The following is a 16,378-nucleotide window of genomic DNA, read 5'->3' as shown; positions in this document are numbered from 1 at the left end:
CATGGCAACTGTTGTCGGCGGCCTCACTGTGTATTTGGAAGATGACACCAGTCGCTTCCAATCGTCGCTCCGCAACAACGCCTCCCTCGTCGAGCAGCAGTCGCAGCGTATGACGAAGGCCCTCGGCGGGGCCGCGAAGTCCGCCGAGGAGTTGGGCCGCAAGGCCGGCAACTTCCAGCTGGACGGCTTCCGTGCCCTCGCCATCTCGGCGCTGCGCACGGAAAGCTCTCTGAAGAGGCTGGAGTTGACGGCCTTCGCGGTCGGCGCGGCTCTGGGTGGCGGCTTCCTCGGGACCGCGGCGGCCCGGACGCTGAAGGACTACGCCGACACCTACACGAACCTGACGAACCGCGTGAAGGCGGTGACGGAGGGCACGGCCGACCAGGCCAAGGCCCAGCAGGATCTCTTCCAGATCGCCCAGCGGAGCCGTTCGACCCTCGAGTCGACCTTCGCACTCTACGGGCGCATCAAGGCCACTTCGCCGGCCCTTGCGAAGGACAGCGCATCGCTGCTGCGCCTGATCGAGACCGTGCAGAAGTCGTTTGTGGTGGGCGGAGCGTCCACCCAAGAGGCACAGTCCTCTGCTCTCCAGCTGGCCCAGGCGCTTGGGTCGGGTCGCCTCCAGGGCGACGAGCTTCGCTCCATCCTCGAGAACAACATCCCTCTGGCGAGCCTCATCGCCAAGGAGTTCGGCGTGGCCCGTGGCGAGCTCAAAGGGCTCGGTTCTGAGGGTCTGCTGACCTCCGATCGTGTCATCAAGGCGATCATCAAGGGCGCCGATGACATCGACGCCGCGTTCGGGCGTACCACGCCGCGCGTCAATGACGGCTTCCAGGCGCTCAACAACGCCATCACGTTCTTCGTCGGTCGGCTGGACCAGTCGACGGGTACGACGGCCGCGATCGCCAATGGGCTGATCGCGTTGGCCGACAACTTCGACCAGGTCGGCAACGCCGCTCTGTTCGCCGCGGCGGCAATCGGTGGCGGCTTCCTCGGTCGTGGTCTCGGCGGTCTGGTGGGTGGCGGGCAGGGCAAGATCGCCGCCGGGATCCGGGAGGAGATCAACGCTCGCAAGGAAGCGGCGAAGGCGGCCCAAGATCAGTTGACGGTTGCCCGGGAGCAGGCTGCGCAGGCCCGCGAGAACTCGATTATCGCTTCGGAGGCCCGCAAGGAGTTTGAGGCGCAGCCGCGTCTCCTCCAGGCATCGAAGCAGCTTCAGGCCGCGCGCCAGGCAGCCGCCCGCGTCGTCGACGAGACCTCGCAGAAGCTGTCGAACGCCGTCGACAAGGAAGCCGCCGCACTCCTGAAGCTCAACGACGCGCAGAACGTGTCGGCCACCGCATCGACCGCTGCCGTGAAGCAGCGCTCGGCGGCGGAGCAGGCGCTGGTCAAGGCGCAGGAGGACATGCGCGCTGCCACGGAGCGGCGGCTTGCTGCGGAGCAGGCCCTCGAATCCGCTGGTGGTGGCGTCCGCCGCACGGAGCTTGCGAAGTTCTACAAGGCGCTCGCCGTCGAGGTGGACGCCAAGAACGCGCTCGAGGACGCCAAGGCGGCCGAGGTTCTCAATCGCTCGAACATCGCCGCGCTGGAGCGAGCCCAGACCATCGCCCGGTCGAAGAAGGACTTCGAGGGTGGGCAGGCTCTGTCGGCACGCATCGCTGAAGAGAAGCAGCGATCCCAGCAGCTGGTGAACGAGCGGATCCTGGCTGGCAACAAGCTGCTCCAGGCCGAGAAAGCCACGGCGGACGCGGAGGCTGGGATCCTGTCTCGTCAGGCCAGCGAGAAGGAGAAGGCCTCCATCACGGTGGCGCGCGCGGCTGCGGCCGAACAGGCAGCCCGGGAGAAGACGGTCGCTGCCACAGAGCGCCTGGCCCGGGCCGAGACGACCGTCAACGAGTCCGTGGTCAAGTCGGCGCAGCAGCGCCAGCAGCAGGTCGCCAAGCTGGAGAGCGAGGCTCTTGCTGCGCGCGTCGCTCGCGTGAAGGCCCAGGCCAATGCAGACACGGCGTCCGGGCAGCTGAAGCAGATTGATACGCAGATCCCGGTCTCGGCCAGCCAGCAGGTCGCGAAGTTCAAGGACGAGGAGGCCCGGTCGTCGACGGCCTATGCCGACGCGCTCAACAGGGAGTCGATCGCCCAGAACGCCGCCAGCGTCGCCCGCAACGCAGCACGTCCGGGCATGATCGCTCTCGGTGTGGCCGCGCGCGGGCTGATGACGGCGACGTCGAGCCTGGTGGGCTTTCTCGGTGGACCGTGGGGCGTCGCGTTCACGGCCGCCGGCGCCGCGCTGGGCATCTTCGAGGTCATGCAGCTGCGGGCGAAGCAGCGCACCGAGGACTTCAAGAAGACGCTCGAGCAGGTGCCGCTGGAGATCAAGCGGATCGAGCAGGCGCTGGCGGGTGGCGGTCTCGGTCGTGCCGGCGAGGCACAGTCCGCGGCGTTCGTGAAGCGCCTGTCGGAAGCCCGCTCTGGGCTCGCTACGAACATTCGCTCGGAGCTCAACGGCGTCATCGCGGGCTTTGGCACCGGAGCCGGCAGCCGTTCGGCGCGCCTCGTCGATGGCCGGGCGGCGGAGATGCGGGGCCTCATCGACAACCTCACCGTCCTGAAGGATGGGTCGATCGTTGCCGACGAGAAACTCCGGAAGCTGGCGGACTCGCTGGACCGGATGGCGGCCGCGGATCCCGGCTTCGCCCAGAAGACCGCGGACTTGCGCGGCTTCATCCAGCAGCTGTTCGATGCGAAGCCGGCGCTCGACGATCTCCGGGTCGCCATCGGACGCACGATCCAGGATCCGAGAGACCTGCGCAACGCCGCGTCCGAGCGCTTCATGCAGGACGCGCTGAAGAACCTCAACACGGGTTCCGACGTCAACTTCAAGGATCTCGGGCAGAACGACCCGACGATCCGGGAGCTCCGCGGCCGCGGCATGCTCCAGCGCCAGGTGGCGGAGGCCGAGGCCAACCAGACCGCGCAGAAGGTCAAGGATCTCACCCAGAAGATATTCGACGCCGTGAACGAGGGCGGCGGCTCGACGACGATGGGCGAGGCGGAGAACGCCGCACGGCAGATCATTGCTGCGCAGTCGAAACAGTACCTCGATCTCGCCGACGCGATCGACGTGACGACGACCGCGATCCAGGCGCTCCAGTCGGCTGGTGCGGGCGGGATCTCGCCTGGGCTGACGCAGTCGATCGCCGAGACCGAGATGCTGATCTCGCGTCTCAACGAGTCGGCCGGCGTGACCCTGGCGAACCTCGGCGAGCAGCTGCGCAACGCCTTCGCGGGTGCCAGCGCGGACGTGCAGCCGGCAATCCAGGCCATCATCGACCAGGTCGACCAGCTGGCGAAGCAGGGCACAGCGAGCGACGATGAGCTTCAGTCTCTCATACAGTCGCTGATCGCGCTGGGCTCGGCCAACCCGAGCCTCGCTGGTCCTATCAGCGAGATGCTGGCGCTGGCCAAGGCGGCTCTGACCGCGCGCGGCCAAGTGAACGCGCTTAACGCTGCCCTGGGTGCTGCTGGCTCGGCGGACGTCGAGAAGAAGATCCAGGACATGGTCGGTGTGCCTGAGAACTTCACGCCTGACATCGTCCAAAAGCAGGTTGCCGACCAGCTGCGCTCGGAGATCACTGGCAAGAAGACCAAGACGCAGAGTGCGCTGTCGGCCAAGAAGCGTGCGATTGAACTCCAGGACAAGACGGGCGGGCTCATCGACCTCTCGGTCGCGCAAGAGCTCGCCGGCCTCGAGCAGTCGATCAAGGCAGGCGGGGGTGGTGGCCGCCGGAAGGGCGGCGGAGGCGGCAAGGGTGGCAACACCGCCCAGAAGTTCAACGACGCACTCGGCCGCTTTATCGAGTCCGCGCAGGGCGCGTTCTTCGACCAGCAGGACAAGGACGTGCTGGAGAAGCTGGAGAGCCTGAAGGCGGCTCCGGACCTGATCAAGCGCACCCGCGAGGCGATCCAGAACGGTGGCCAGCTGCCCGACGAGGCGCTGAAGGTTCGCAACGCCCTGGAGCTCGAGGCAGCCGCCAAGGCCTATGACGGCATCATCACCAAGTACGGCACCCTGGAGCAGCTTGCGCCGCGGTTTGCGCAGCAGCAGCGCATCCTCAACATCGCTGTCCAGGAGGGCAAGATCTCGGCCGAGCAGGCCGCGACTGCCTATGGCGACTACGTGACCTCGTTCAAGCAGAACGAGTGGATCAACCAGACGGCGGACGCCTTCGGCAACTTCGTCGAGAGCGTCGCGACCGGCTCGGCCTCGATCAAGGATGCGTTCAAGAACCTGCTGAAGGATCTCCTCCGGATCGCTGTCCAGCAGCTGCTCGTGCAGCCTCTGAAGCAGCAGCTGACGAACTTCTTCTCCGGCCTCGTGGGCGGTGGTGGCGGCGGCATCTTCGGGCTCTTCACCGGCGGTGGCGGCGCAACGGTGCCTTTCACGGGCAACGTGGGCGGGCTCTTCCACGAGGGCGGCACGGTGGGCTCAGGGGGCCGGCCGATCCGGATGTCGAGCGCTTTGATCTCGAGCGCGCCGCGGTTCCACTCCGGTCTGCGGTCTGACGAGATGGCCGCTGTTCTCCAGCGCGGCGAGGAGGTGCTGTCGCGCAAGCAAAGGGCCCAGCAGATCAACATGATCAGCGGGCTGTCGGATTCAGCCGGCGGCGGAGGCGGTGTGACCGTCGTCCAGCAGAACACCTTCCAGGCCGGCAGCGACGCGGCGAACATCGCCAAGATGCTGCCGACCATGAAGCAGGTCGCGGTCCAGGCCGTGGCAGAGGCCACCGTCCGCAGGAAGCTCTGACCCATGGCAATCGTCTATCCTCTGACGGCGCCGGCCGAGTTCGCGCGGGCGCAGCGCTTCTCGCCGCGGCTCAACACCAATGCGGCGGTGTCGCCATCGATCTTCACCTTCGCGGAACAGCGCTTCCTCTGGCCCGGCCAGCGCTGGGAAGTCGACATGGACATCGCGCCGTCGCTTCGGGACAAGGGCGGCGTGGTGGAGGGCTTTATCGCCTCCCTGCGCGGGCAGTACGGCACCTTCCTCATGAGCCCGTTACACGCGCTTGTCCCGCGTGGCACGGTGAGCCTGTCGGGCGTCACCCTGGGGGCCAGCGCTACCAAGGGCGCCAGGACGCTGACGCTGGCGGGCATGGGCAACACCAAGACCCTCCTGCGAGGCGACTTCATCCAGATCGGAACCGGAGTCGACTCCCGCCTCTACATCCTCACCGAGGACATCACGTCGAACTCAGGTGGTGCGGGCACGGTGTCGATCGAGCCGGCGCTGCGGGCGAACGCCTCGTCGGGCGCGTCGGTGGTGACGAACCAGCCCAAGGGCGTCTGGCGCCTGGGCATGAACGCGATCGGTCCATCGATCTCGCCGGGCTTTGTCTACGACAGTCTCAACATCCAGTGCGTGGAGCCGCTCTGATGCCGCGTGCGGTAACGACAGCGTTCAAGAATGCCGCCAAGGCGAAGACCCTGGAGCCGCTTGCTCTTTTCGAGGGCCTCTTCGATACCGGCGCCCTGCGGCTCTGGACCGGGATCGGAGATCTCTCCTGGAACGGCTTCACATGGACAGGTGGCGCCGGCGTGATCGGTTTCGAGCCGGTCGAGGAGACGCTGGAGACGCAATCCAACGGCACGAAGATCACGCTGTCTGGTGTCGACGGTGCGATCATCTCCATGGCTCTATCGGAGCGTTATCAGGGCCGCGTGGTGAACATCTACCTGGCGCTCACGGACACATCGACGGGCGCCCTCGTGGCCAACCCTGACATCCTCTTCAGCGGCCGCGCTGACGTCATGACGATCACAGACTCGGGCCCTACGTGCTCGGTCTCGCTGGCTGTCGAGAGCCGGCTCATCGACCTGAAGCGGGCGCGCACCCGGCGCTACGAGCCGGAGGACCAGAAGCTCTACTACCCGAACGACAAGGGCTTCGACTTCGTACCGACGATGCAGGATCGCAACGTCAAGTGGACATCGAGGAACTGATGGCCAGGCTCGAAAGATGGGACATCCGTCTCGGCGATCTCCTGATGGAGACCCGCGACCTGCCGTTCGAGTGGGGCGTGCATGACTGTGTGCTCTTCTCTGGCAGGGCGGTCGAGGCGATCACGGGAGTGAACCCGGCGCACGACCTGATCGGCACGTACAGCACGCGCATCGGGGCTCTGGCGGCTCTCTCGGCCGCGGGTTACGCGAGCCTGCCGGAGGCCTTCGCTGCCCTGGTCGGGCCGTCCAAGCCGGTCGCGTTCGCTCAGCGGGGCGACCTCGTCACGTTCGGCGACTTCACATCCGCCGTGGTCGATCTCTCCGGCGAGTTCGCGCTGGGGCTGGACGAGACGCAGGGCTTCCTGCGGATCCCGGTCCTCGATGCCGATATGGCCTTCACCGTAGGCTGATCATGCGCAAGCACATGACGTTCGTCGTGGCGCTCTGCGCCGCGCTGCTGACGGCTGCTCCGGCCTACGCCGATCCCGTCTCGGGGCTGATCGCGCTGGGGGCCGCGCTGGGCAGCGCCTTGAGCGGCTCTGCCATTCTGAGCTTCGCGGTGAAGCTCGCCCTGTCGGTGGCGCTGTCCTTTGGCATGCAGCTGCTCTCGGGCAAAAAGAAGCCCAAGCCCGGCAACCAGGGCATCGAACGGCCTGGCACGAACATCTCGCAGAAGGAGAGCGTATCGCCTCGGCGGCTCGTCTACGGCAAGACCCGGCTTGGCGGCACGATCGTCTTCCTGTCCTCGCACCAGTCGAACAGCTGGCTCTACTTCACGATCGCGCTATGCGAAGGGCCCGTTGAGGACGTCGAGGGTATCTATCTCAACGACGACAGGCCGCAGTGGTCTGGCAACGACTTTTTGAACGGCGGGTATGCCGGCTTCGGCCGCGCCTACAGGCAGACCGGGATCGCCGGCACTGACGTGCCTCCCTCGTTCTTCACGACGCGCACCGACGGGCTCTGGACAGACGACCACAAGCTGCAAGGCGTTGCTGCGCTCTTCTGCGCCTTCGAGTGGGACTCGGATGGCACCTACAAGGACGGCCTGCCGAACGTGTCGGCCTTGGTTAAGGGTCTGAAGGTCTACGATCCGCGTTCGGGCCTGACCGCTTTCACGCAGAACGCGGCCCTGATCATCCGCGACTACCTGCTGCGTCCGAAGGAGCTCGGCGGCGTCGGGCTGGACACGGCCGAGATTGACGATGCGAATTTCATTGCGCAAGCGAACATCTGCGACGAGGTGGTCAACACCAACGGCGGCTCGGTCTTCCGTTACACGATCAATGGGATCATCGAGCTCGACGAAAGCACCAGCCCGGGCGACGTCCTGGACGAGATGCTGTCCGCCTGCCAGGGCCGTATAGCCTGGACCTCCGGCCAGATGCGGCTCTTCGTCGGGGCCTGGCGGGCGAGCACCTTCGAGATCACCGCCGACATGATCGTCGACGCGCCGTCGATCACCACACGGCAGTCGATGGCCAGCCAGTTTAACGCGGTGAAGGGCACGTACCGGAGCGTCGACGCGCGCTACGAGACCACCGACTTCAAGGCGATCACGTCGGCGACCTTCGAGGCTGAGGATGGCGGCGACCGGGTCTACCGGGATCTCACCTTCAACTTCGTGGTCGACAACGCGACGGCTCAGAGGCTCGCGAAGATGGAGCTCTACCGCGCGAGGGAGCCCATCGAGGTCACCCTGCCCTGCAACATGCTGGCCTATGAGGTCGCTGTCGGCGACGTCATAGGCGTCACGCTCGATCGCTACGGCTGGGACAACAAGACCTTTGAGGTCACCGGCTGGAAATGGTCCATCGACGACAAGGATCAGAGCCAGGCTCTGGGTGTGACCCTTACCCTGCGGGAGTCGTCGGCCGCGGCCTACTCATGGACGGCGACGGAAGAAGATCTGCTGGAAGCGGCTCCGGCCACGAACCTGCCCGACTGGAACAACCCTGGCGCTCCCAGCAACCTCTCGGTCCTGGAAGAGCTCTACGAGACCTCCGGATCGGCCGGCGTGAAGTCGCGGGCGACGCTGTTCTGGGATCCCTCCGCCGACGGCTTCGTCGACACCTATGAGCTTCAATACAAGCTCTCGAGCTCCTCCACCTGGCTCAACCTGCCAAACGCTACGTCAACCTCGTCGGTGCTGCCTGATCTCGCGGCCGGCACGTACAATTTCCGGGTCCGCTCGGTGAACGTTCTGAAGGCCAAGTCGGCCTATGTGCAGACGACGCAGGTCATCACCGGCCTGTCGGCGCCACCGGCGGATCCTACGGGCGTGCGTGTCGAGGTCATCGGCGGCATCGCCCGGCTCACATGGGATCGCACCGTCAGCCTCGACGTGAAGATCGGCGGCTCGGTGCTCATCAACCACACGCCGCAGACGAGCTCTATCGCATGGGCCAACTCGGTGCAGGTCGCCGACCTTCCGGGCGACGCTACCAGCGAAACCCTGCCGGCCCAGGCAGGCACCTACATCGTCCGCTTCCGGGACTCCTCGGGCGTGCTGTCCACGGGCTTCGCGACGGTCGCGGCGGACCAGTCCACCGCGGTGCCCTACGTCTCGATCGCCAGCTTGACGGAGAGCCCGACGTTCACGGGCACCAAGACGAACTGCGCTACCGACGGGACCGGGCTGAGCATCACGACCACGAGCAGCCCTGCGACCTACCTGTTCTCGACCTATCTGGACCTGGGGTCGATCCGAACGGCCCGCCTGACCACGGTCTGCGAGGTGATCTCCTTCTCCTCGTCGGACCTCTGGGATTCACGCACCGGCAACATCGATACCTGGACCGAGATCGACGGCGCGACCGGGGGTGGTATCGACGCCGTGGTCTGGGCCCGGGCTACGAACGACAACCCTGCGAGCTCTCCGACCTGGGGCGCGTGGTTCCGGATCACCGCCACCGACATCAAGGCCCGCGCCTTTCAATTCAAGCTCGAGTTCGCGGCTGACGATCCCACCTGGAACGTCCGCGTCCTCACCCTGTCTGCGAAAGCTGAGGAGCCGGCCTAGTGTCCCAGCACGACCTCGACCTCGCGAACCAGTCCGGATCCAGTTTCCGGGCAGACGCGAACTCCGCCCTCAAGGCGCTCGCCTCCATGTCCAAGGGGGCATCCCGCCCGACGGGCGTGCAGACGGGCCAGCTTTGGGTTGAGGACGACGCACCGTCCGCGGCGATCTGGACGCTCTGGATTTACGACGGCACGAACGACGTCTGCCTTGGCTACTTCAACACGACGAACGACATCTTCGTCTCTCCGGCGAAGATCCACCTTGCGACGCCGACGATCACGTCCGGCGTCATGCCGATCGGCACCGTCTATGCCGACATGCTCCAGTCGTCGGGCACGACGACGATCACCGGGCTGGGCACCGCGCCGGCTGGCACGCGGCGCGAGATCTGGCACACCGCGGCGCAGCAATACACGTACAATGCCACGAGCCTGATCACACCGGGCGCGGCGAACTACACGACAGTCGCTGGTGACGTCCTCACCTGGTACACGCCTGACGGCACCAACTGGCGCTGCATCGACCGCTACTCGATCGCCTCGGCCGTCGGCACCATCACGGGCGTCACGGCCGGCACGGGCCTTACGGGTGGCGGCACGTCGGGTGGCGTCACTCTCACGGTAGCGAACCCGATTCGAGTGCGCGCCACTTGGACCGGCTCGACCGGCGCAATCCTCTCGTCGTCGGGCATGACCTCCGTCACCCGCACCGCTGCCGGCCGCTACACGCTGGCCTTCTCGGTCACGTTCGCTGATGCGAATTGGGCTTGGGCGCATGGCGTCAACGTCGCCTCAGTCGGTGCAGCCATCTACGGCTTGGTCGTCCTTACCAAGTCGACGACGGGGGCGACGGTGGCAACCGGCGGCACGTCATCTTCGGGCGTCACCGACTGGGTGTCTTTCGACTACGCAACCACTTCATTCATGGCGGTGGGCTGATCCATGGCAAAGGTCATTGTCTATACGAACGCCGAGTTCGGGAACGTCTGTGTCTGCCGCCCGACCGGCGAGGTTCCTCTCCGCGACGTGCTGGAAAAGGACTGCCCGCCCGGCTCGGTGATCATCGAGGAAGGGCTCCTTCCTTATGACGGCGGGTACTTCATGTCCTGGCGCCTGAAGAACAACCGGGTCGTGATCGACATGCCGACCGCTCGGGAGATCCACCGGAACCGGATGCGCCATACCCGCGGGCCGCTGATGGCCGCGCTCGACATCGCGTTCATGCGCGCCTTCGAGTCCGGCAACACCGCGCTGATCAATGCGGTGAAGGCCCAGAAGGAGGCGCTGCGGGACGTCACGACGCATCCCGACATCGAGGCCGCGCAGACGATCGACGAGCTCCTGAAGGTCTGGCCCGACTGCCTGATGGACTTTAAGCCTCCGCAGGAGAAGGCGGCGTGATCACCGTCGAGAAGCTGAAGAGGCTGGCGCCGAGCGCGGCGCCCGACCTCATCCAGGCTGTCGCGGACGGTTGGCGCGAGATGGACGCGGCGGGCATCAACACGCCGCTGCGGGCGTGCCACTTCCTGGCTCAGATCTGTGTGGAGACCGGCGGCTTTCGGTCCATCGAAGAGAACCTCACCTATTCCGCTCAACGTCTCAACAAGGTGTGGCCGAAAAGGTTCCCGACGGTCGCCTCTGCCAAGCCCTACGCGAACAACCCGCAAGCGCTTGCTGCGAAGGTCTATGGCGGCCGGCTCGGGAACAAGACGCCGCAGGACGCATGGGACTACCGCGGCTCCGGTTTCATCCAGACGACTGGCAAGTCCAACTTCGCAGCAGTCGGCTATGCCGATGATCCAGACCAGCTGCGCGAGCCTGGCCCAGGCTTCTCGGCAGCGGTGGCCTACTGGAAGCAGAAGGGCCTCAGCACGCTCGCGGACCGGGACGACCTGGTCGAGATCCGCCGGCGGGTGAATGGCGGCACCCACGGGCTTGAGGATGCCCGCCGCTACCTGGCCAAGGCGAAGTCCATCTGGATGGCCGAGAGGCAGTCCCTCGGGCTCCTCGCCATGGACGACGACGCCTCAAATGAAGCCGCGGAAATTATCGACCCTGACAGCGACGACGACGCGATCGACGAGCAGGCCCTGCCCGAGCGGGAGATCCGGTCGCTCCAGGAACGGCTCCAGTCGCTGGGCTACCACGAGGTCGGCATCATCGACGGCTGCTGGGGATCGAGGACTGTCGCAGCCCTGACGGCCTTCAAGCACGACAATGGCTTGCCGATTGATGCGGAGCTCGACGATCCGACCTATCGCGCGCTGGCGACAGCACCGCCCAGGAAGATCGATCCGGTCCGAGCGAACCTGACGACGAAGGACGTCGCCAAGGAGAGCACGATCGTCAAGGCGGCGCAGCAGGGCCGGATCTGGTCGGTGGTGCAGGGCGCCTTCGCCAGCCTCGCCGCCATGGCCTACGGGATCAAGGACAACATCTCCGACGCCATAGATCACCTCGGGCCGCTCAAGACGATCCTGACGGACGTGCCGCCATGGGCATGGGCCGCCGGCGGCGTTGGCCTGGCATTCGTGATCTGGAAGGGCCAGACGAAGGTGATCCAGGAGCGCGTGCAGGGCGCTCGTGAAGGGAGGCTCATGTGACGGCCCTTCTCGCCCTGATCCCGGAGTTCGTGAAGCTCCTCACCTCCGGCCTCGGCAAGATCGTGATGATCGGCGCCGGTGTCGTCCTGGTCCTCTGGTGGGTCGACAGCAGCGCCCGTCAGCAGGAGCGGGCCAAGTGCGACACCTCGAAGCTGGAGTCGAAGATCGAGGCCCTCCAGCGGGACATTACCATCGCGCGCAACGCCGAGATCGACGCGTCCATCCGCGGAATCCAAATCGAGGCCAGGGCCTCCGGATATCAAGAAGAAGTCAGGAGGATCCAGGATGAGCTCGATCAAGCCCGCGCGCGTGCTGAAGAGGAGCCTCCGTCGCCGGAGGTGGTCCCCGCACCCGTCTCTGCCGCAGAGCCTGCACCCGTCGCGCGGAGCCCTAATGCTCGTCGCTGCGTTCTCACTCTCGACGGCCTTAACCGCCTGCAACGCATCGGGCCCCGCCCCGCTGGAGCGGAACCTGGCGCAGCGCCCGGGATGGTGGGCAAAGGTGGAGGTGCAACACAAGGTAGGCGATGACCTGGAAATCGTGGCTGCGCGGGAGCGCGCCGGCAGACAGGAAGCCAACGACAGGCTCGACGCATCGGCTCGCTGGTACGACTGCCAGCGGGATCAGTTCGCCTCGGCCGGCAAAGATCTTCCCTCCTGCTCCAGCGAAGTCCAGCCATGATCGCCGCCCTGAGAACGGAGTCGAAGATGATCGTCTTCCGCATCATGACGGGCGTCGGCGCGCACTTCGTGCCTCGCATCACCGAATGGATCATGAGCTTCGTCCTGCTGGGCTGGGGCATGGCCCTCTTGCAGGAAGGAGACATCTTCACACGGTCGCCCGTCTGGGCGGTGATGGCTGCCACGATGAGGGAAGATTCGTGGGGGTGGGCGGCTGTGATCGTATCGTTGCTCCGGGTCACTGCGCTCTTCATCAACGGCACCTTCAAGGACCACTGGTTCTCGAAGTACAGCCCGCACATCCGGGCGATCACCTCGGCCATATCCTGCCAGTTCTGGATGCAGGTCGTCGTCGGGATCGTCGCCACGGGGTACAACTCCACGGGCATCCCGGTCTATTCCGGCCTGGCCATGATCTGCGGCGTCAATGCCTTTCGTGCCGCCCGCGATGCGGGGATAGCCGATCGTGGCAAACTTTGAGCTCTCGTCAGAAACCTCGGCGATCATCACTGCTCTGGCCGTCTTTGTCGGGACGGCCATCGCTACGATCGTCGGCTACCGCAAATCGAAGACGGCGGAACCGGACGTCCAGCAGGTCATCCTGAAGCGGGCGACGGTGGCCGACTTCCAATCCTTCCACGACATGGCGACCCAGCTGAAGCGGATCGCCGACCACATCGAGACCTTCCTTGAGCGGGTAGAGGAGGACAAGCGCGTCGAGGAGCGCGCTCGTCACCTGGCCGATCGTTGGGAGAAGCACAGCCCTCCTCGAGGCTAGACCCATGATTAAGAGCCTGATCACGTGGGCCGGCGTCATCATCGCCGGCCTTCTTCTTTTCCTGCTGGCCTACACACTCGCGGCGGTCGTCGGTGCCGGCCGCGCGTTGGCCCATGACATCTACAGCGAGCTCCGCCAGCCCGGCACCGGGTTCAAGTGCTGCGGCGGGGTCGGGCCGGACGCCGACTGCGAGGCGCTCGACTTCAGCCAGATCTCCGAGCGCAACGGCTCCTTCGTGATCGACTCGAAGCGATGGGGCCGGCCAGTTCTGCTGGGCACCGGGAGGATCGTCTTCTCCGGCGTGCCGGGTGAGAAGCCGGGTACGGCAGGCCACTGGTGCGGCAAGCCGCGGACCATGGCCGGGTATGGCTGGCAGACGAGCGACGACCAGCCGGACCCGACCGTCTGGACCTTCTGCGCCTACATCGCGCCCGGAGGTGTCTGATGGCCTTCCCTGACCGCCGGGACGTCTGGCTGGCACCGAAGGACGGGACGAAGGTCTACCTCATCCTCAGCGACGCGATGGGTGAGTGGAAGAGCCTTGCGAAGATGAAGTGGAACGGAAAGGCATGGATCAGCTGCGACAGCGGCTTGCCAATCTCGTCTCTCGTACAGATCGTCGGCTGGATCCCGGCCGACCCCTAGGCCCGTGAGGGCGTTTCCTCTCCAGGAAGACTTGGCCCCGCCGGCTCGCGCTGGCGGGGCTTTTTCGATTCAGGGCATCACGTCGATGAGCTCGTACCCCGGACAATCGCGTGCCTCGGCGTCAGTGCCCCCTTCCAGGACAACTGCCGTTCCGAGGGCCAATATGGCGACGCAGGCGAGGTTACGAAGGATCAAGGCTGCTCGCCTCAACGCGCTGCTTGTGCCGCAACCTTTACACGGCAACACGTTGTCGCGACCCTCGCCAGACCTGTTTGATGTTGCGTCGGCAAGGCGGTCGAGGAAGCGCGCAACAGCCTCCTGATTGTCTACTATGTCCTCGGAGTCGTTTAAGAAAACGTTAACCAGACTAGACGTCGGAATGCAGGTCACCGGGGGCCTCACTTCCCGCATTCGCGCGGTGTGGTTGCTATGAATGCGATCTAATACCGCAGGCCTAGGCTCATGCAATAGGCATTCGCACGAATGTCGCAATTTCCTAGGCGCATATTAAAACGACGTTTTGCCCAAATCAGGGGCGCCGGCGCAAGTTCGCCCAAGCGAGGAGGGCAACCTCGTTGATCTGACGGAGCGCCTTGCCCTCGTCCTCCGTGCCCCATGCCTGGGCGGACAGCTTGGCGATCTCCTCCAGGGCCCTGGCAGCCTCCTCCACCGGCACCAGACCCTGCCGGGCCACGATGGGCCCGACGGTCTCTGCGAGGGCCCTGGCGCGCTCCTGGGCGGCCGCGCTGCCACGGACCGGGTGCATCTGCGCCTTGTCGTGGTAGACCGCCGCCCGCTGGCCCTCCGCCTCGATGTCCTTCCGACGGTCGTGCTCGTCTTCCATCACTCATCCTCCTCAAGGAACAGCCCGAAGATCTCTCCGGTCTTCACGCTGGAGTCGCCGCCGTCGGCACTCAGCAGCACCTTGCCTGCCTCGTCGACGAGCTCGATCAGCCTGATGTGGTAGACCTCGGTCGTCGACATCCCGTCGATCTTCCAGCCCTTGCGGGTCTTCTCAAGGTTGCCCACCGGCACCTTGAACTTGATCCCGAGCGCGTCGGTGAAGCGGAAGTGGTCGGGCTTGCCGCCGGTCTTATCGAACGTCGATGCGTGCGTCATGGAGTGCCTCCAATCGGTTTGAAGATGATGGCCAGAGCGACCGCCAGCCACATGATGATCAGCAGGATGATGAGGTGGGGAGGGGGGTCGTCGTCACCTACGGGACTTTCTACGGGACTCTCTGTTCCGTCGGTCGCGTTTCGTTTCCCCTCCGTGCCGTTCGGACCAGAGAGCCACTTGCGGAGCCGGTCTAGAAATCGTAGGCAGGCCCACGGAAAATGACCGTTCGGGGTATAGCGCAGCCTGGTAGCGCGGAAGTTTTGGGTACTTCAGGTCGCAGGTTCGAATCCTGCTGCCCCGACCACTCTCCGCGGGACGCCACGGGGCCCGGAAAATCGTTCGACAGGGATGACGAGGATGACAGCCCGGATCTACCGACCCGCCAAGACGGCCATGCAGTCTGGAACGGCGAAGGCGACGCGCTGGCTGCTGGAGTTCGAGCAGGAGAAGCCGCGCGAGATCGACCCCCTGATGGGCTGGACTAGCTCGGGCGACATGCGTCAACAGGTCAAGCTCTGGTTCGACACCAAGGAAGAGGCGCTGGCCTATGCCGCGCGTAACGGCATCGCCGCCAGCGTCGAGGACCCCAAGGACCCGAAGCGGCGGACCATCGCCTACTCCGACAATTTCAAGTTCAACCGCGTCCTGCCCTGGACGCATTGACGGACCCCGGTGACACGTCACCGGGGCTCCCGGCCCCGTAGCTCAGCTGGATAGAGCAGCCGCCTTCTAAGCGGCAGGTCGCAGGTTCGAGCCCTGCCGGGGTCGCCATGCGTCGTGGATTTCCGGCGGGCAGACCCCGGACGGAAAAAGACCCGGGGTCGACCCCCGGGTCTCTGTCGCGACGGCGCAGCGGATGGCGCGGCCAGCCGGCCCTCGAAAGGGACGGCTGGCCTGGAATGCGTCAGCCCCGGATGATGCGGCGATTGCCTTCCTCGTACTTGTCGATGAAGTCTTCCGTCGACTTGAGGGATTCGTTCGTCGCCTTGTCGATGGTCGCCTGATTGTTGATCATCTTGTTGATGATCGCCCGGAGCCGTTCTGCTTCGGCCTGCTGGACATCGGCCGCGTATTGCAGGTGAGCGGAGGCCATGTGGCCGATCGCGTCCGACAGCACCATTGCAGCCTGGCCCATATAGGCGATGTCCTTGTTGCCTTCGCCCGATATGTACTTCACGACGTCCTTGTCCAGGGCCATCGTCGTATAGCCGTTTTTTGCTTTCAGCTCAGCCTCGATCCGCTTGTATTCGTCCTTGAAGGAATTTTTCGGGGGTGAGCCGGGATCCGGAGCCGCAGCGCCTGCTCCGTGCCCTGGCGCGGGGACGGCGGCAGTAGCGCTACCACCGGGGGCAGGAGCCGGATCGGGAGCCCCGGCTGCGGAACCGCCGGTGCTGACCGTTGCCGTCTGGGTGGGACTGTCGCCAGAGCCGGGGACGGTCGCGCCGCCGTGACCGGTGCTCGTTCCTGCCGGCTGCTGGGTGGGCGCCGTGTTGGCCGGGGCAGTCGTCGGCGCGGCGGGCGGAGCGTTCGCT

At 65.6% G+C, this 16,378-nt stretch carries 16 protein-coding genes, 2 tRNA genes and 1 pseudogene; 16 read left to right on the top strand and 3 right to left on the bottom strand.

What is annotated here, in order from left to right:
• The first annotated feature begins 1 nt into the window (after position 1).
• From AC5JCN_RS13370 to AC5JCN_RS13310, 13 genes are all read left to right on the top strand, one after another.
• Positions 2-4,804, top strand: a complete 4,803-nt coding sequence (locus AC5JCN_RS13370; protein WP_495755566.1) for a tape measure protein — start codon at positions 2-4, stop codon at positions 4,802-4,804.
• A 3-nt stretch (positions 4,805-4,807) separates the two neighbouring features.
• Complete coding sequence (locus AC5JCN_RS13365) at positions 4,808-5,434, top strand: hypothetical protein (RefSeq protein ID WP_495755565.1); 627 nt, start codon at positions 4,808-4,810, stop codon at positions 5,432-5,434.
• Positions 5,434-6,000 carry a hypothetical protein gene (locus AC5JCN_RS13360; protein WP_495755564.1) on the top strand — a complete coding sequence of 189 codons (567 nt, stop codon included), beginning with the start codon at positions 5,434-5,436 and terminating at the stop codon, positions 5,998-6,000. Before AC5JCN_RS13365 ends, AC5JCN_RS13360 begins: the two co-directional genes overlap by 1 nt.
• Positions 6,000-6,410 (top strand): DUF6950 family protein, encoded by a 411-nt coding sequence (locus AC5JCN_RS13355; RefSeq protein WP_495755563.1) that lies wholly within the window; start codon positions 6,000-6,002, stop codon positions 6,408-6,410. The genes AC5JCN_RS13360 and AC5JCN_RS13355 overlap by 1 nt, the downstream gene beginning before the upstream one ends.
• A 2-nt stretch (positions 6,411-6,412) precedes the next feature.
• Positions 6,413-9,022 (top strand): phage tail protein, encoded by a 2,610-nt coding sequence (locus AC5JCN_RS13350; protein ID WP_495755562.1) that lies wholly within the window; start codon positions 6,413-6,415, stop codon positions 9,020-9,022.
• Positions 9,022-9,960 carry a hypothetical protein gene (locus AC5JCN_RS13345; protein ID WP_495755561.1) on the top strand — a complete coding sequence of 313 codons (939 nt, stop codon included), beginning with the start codon at positions 9,022-9,024 and terminating at the stop codon, positions 9,958-9,960. Before AC5JCN_RS13350 ends, AC5JCN_RS13345 begins: the two co-directional genes overlap by 1 nt.
• Positions 9,961-9,963: 3 nt before the next feature.
• Positions 9,964-10,422 carry a hypothetical protein gene (locus tag AC5JCN_RS13340; protein ID WP_495755560.1) on the top strand — a complete coding sequence of 153 codons (459 nt, stop codon included), beginning with the start codon at positions 9,964-9,966 and terminating at the stop codon, positions 10,420-10,422.
• On the top strand, positions 10,419-11,624 hold the full coding sequence (locus AC5JCN_RS13335; protein WP_495755559.1) for a peptidoglycan-binding protein: 1,206 nt from the start codon (positions 10,419-10,421) through the stop codon (positions 11,622-11,624). The genes AC5JCN_RS13340 and AC5JCN_RS13335 overlap by 4 nt, the downstream gene beginning before the upstream one ends.
• Positions 11,621-12,154 (top strand): hypothetical protein, encoded by a 534-nt coding sequence (locus AC5JCN_RS13330; protein WP_495755558.1) that lies wholly within the window; start codon positions 11,621-11,623, stop codon positions 12,152-12,154. Before AC5JCN_RS13335 ends, AC5JCN_RS13330 begins: the two co-directional genes overlap by 4 nt.
• 147 nt (positions 12,155-12,301) lie before the next feature.
• Positions 12,302-12,784, top strand: coding sequence for a hypothetical protein (locus AC5JCN_RS13325; protein WP_495755557.1), 483 nt, complete (start codon positions 12,302-12,304; stop codon positions 12,782-12,784).
• On the top strand, positions 12,771-13,082 hold the full coding sequence (locus AC5JCN_RS13320; RefSeq protein ID WP_495755556.1) for a hypothetical protein: 312 nt from the start codon (positions 12,771-12,773) through the stop codon (positions 13,080-13,082). The genes AC5JCN_RS13325 and AC5JCN_RS13320 overlap by 14 nt, the downstream gene beginning before the upstream one ends.
• Positions 13,083-13,086: 4 nt before the next feature.
• A complete protein-coding gene (locus AC5JCN_RS13315; RefSeq protein WP_495755555.1) occupies positions 13,087-13,527 on the top strand; it encodes a hypothetical protein in 441 nt (146 codons plus the stop codon).
• On the top strand, positions 13,527-13,727 hold the full coding sequence (locus AC5JCN_RS13310) for a hypothetical protein (RefSeq protein WP_495755554.1): 201 nt from the start codon (positions 13,527-13,529) through the stop codon (positions 13,725-13,727). Before AC5JCN_RS13315 ends, AC5JCN_RS13310 begins: the two co-directional genes overlap by 1 nt.
• Before the next feature lie 529 nt (positions 13,728-14,256).
• On the opposite strand, the gene AC5JCN_RS13305 is transcribed toward AC5JCN_RS13310, so the two are convergent.
• Positions 14,257-14,571: a hypothetical protein gene (locus AC5JCN_RS13305; RefSeq protein WP_495755553.1), complete on the bottom strand. Its 315-nt coding sequence runs from the start codon at positions 14,569-14,571 to the stop codon at positions 14,257-14,259.
• Positions 14,571-14,846, bottom strand: a complete 276-nt coding sequence (locus AC5JCN_RS13300; protein ID WP_495755552.1) for a hypothetical protein — start codon at positions 14,844-14,846, stop codon at positions 14,571-14,573. The genes AC5JCN_RS13305 and AC5JCN_RS13300 overlap by 1 nt, the downstream gene beginning before the upstream one ends.
• Positions 14,847-15,073: 227 nt before the next feature.
• On the opposite strand from AC5JCN_RS13300, the gene AC5JCN_RS13295 reads away from it, so the two are divergent.
• The 3 genes from AC5JCN_RS13295 to AC5JCN_RS13285 all read left to right on the top strand — a co-directional run bounded on the left by AC5JCN_RS13295 (position 15,074) and on the right by AC5JCN_RS13285 (position 15,617).
• Positions 15,074-15,150: transfer RNA gene (locus AC5JCN_RS13295), tRNA-Pro, on the top strand.
• 53 nt (positions 15,151-15,203) lie between these two features.
• Positions 15,204-15,509: an ETC complex I subunit gene (locus AC5JCN_RS13290; protein WP_495755551.1), complete on the top strand. Its 306-nt coding sequence runs from the start codon at positions 15,204-15,206 to the stop codon at positions 15,507-15,509.
• Between the two features lie 31 nt (positions 15,510-15,540).
• A tRNA-Arg gene (locus AC5JCN_RS13285) sits at positions 15,541-15,617 on the top strand.
• Positions 15,618-15,750: 133 nt separating this feature from the next.
• Here AC5JCN_RS13285 and AC5JCN_RS13280 read toward each other — a convergent pair.
• Positions 15,751-16,378: pseudogene (locus AC5JCN_RS13280) on the bottom strand (hypothetical protein); the annotation flags it as partial.

The organism is Alsobacter sp., assembly GCF_059501845.1.
The sequence above is the reverse complement of the archived record's forward strand: the minus strand, read 5'-3'. Positions and strand labels throughout refer to the sequence as shown.

What these genes read in the sequence shown, in the direction of transcription:
- AC5JCN_RS13290 (WP_495755551.1), top strand. Translation starts at nt 15,204, where the DNA reads ATGACAGCCCGGATCTACCGACCCGCCAAGACGGCCATGCAGTCTGGA.
- AC5JCN_RS13305 (WP_495755553.1), bottom strand. Translation starts at nt 14,571, where the DNA reads ATGGAAGACGAGCACGACCGTCGGAAGGACATCGAGGCGGAGGGCCAG.
- AC5JCN_RS13325 (WP_495755557.1), top strand. Translation starts at nt 12,302, where the DNA reads ATGATCGCCGCCCTGAGAACGGAGTCGAAGATGATCGTCTTCCGCATC.
- AC5JCN_RS13365 (WP_495755565.1), top strand. Translation starts at nt 4,808, where the DNA reads ATGGCAATCGTCTATCCTCTGACGGCGCCGGCCGAGTTCGCGCGGGCG.
- AC5JCN_RS13355 (WP_495755563.1), top strand. Translation starts at nt 6,000, where the DNA reads ATGGCCAGGCTCGAAAGATGGGACATCCGTCTCGGCGATCTCCTGATG.
- AC5JCN_RS13370 (WP_495755566.1), top strand. Translation starts at nt 2, where the DNA reads ATGGCAACTGTTGTCGGCGGCCTCACTGTGTATTTGGAAGATGACACC.
- AC5JCN_RS13340 (WP_495755560.1), top strand. Translation starts at nt 9,964, where the DNA reads ATGGCAAAGGTCATTGTCTATACGAACGCCGAGTTCGGGAACGTCTGT.
- AC5JCN_RS13315 (WP_495755555.1), top strand. Translation starts at nt 13,087, where the DNA reads ATGATTAAGAGCCTGATCACGTGGGCCGGCGTCATCATCGCCGGCCTT.
- AC5JCN_RS13300 (WP_495755552.1), bottom strand. Translation starts at nt 14,846, where the DNA reads ATGACGCACGCATCGACGTTCGATAAGACCGGCGGCAAGCCCGACCAC.
- AC5JCN_RS13310 (WP_495755554.1), top strand. Translation starts at nt 13,527, where the DNA reads ATGGCCTTCCCTGACCGCCGGGACGTCTGGCTGGCACCGAAGGACGGG.
- AC5JCN_RS13360 (WP_495755564.1), top strand. Translation starts at nt 5,434, where the DNA reads ATGCCGCGTGCGGTAACGACAGCGTTCAAGAATGCCGCCAAGGCGAAG.
- AC5JCN_RS13350 (WP_495755562.1), top strand. Translation starts at nt 6,413, where the DNA reads ATGCGCAAGCACATGACGTTCGTCGTGGCGCTCTGCGCCGCGCTGCTG.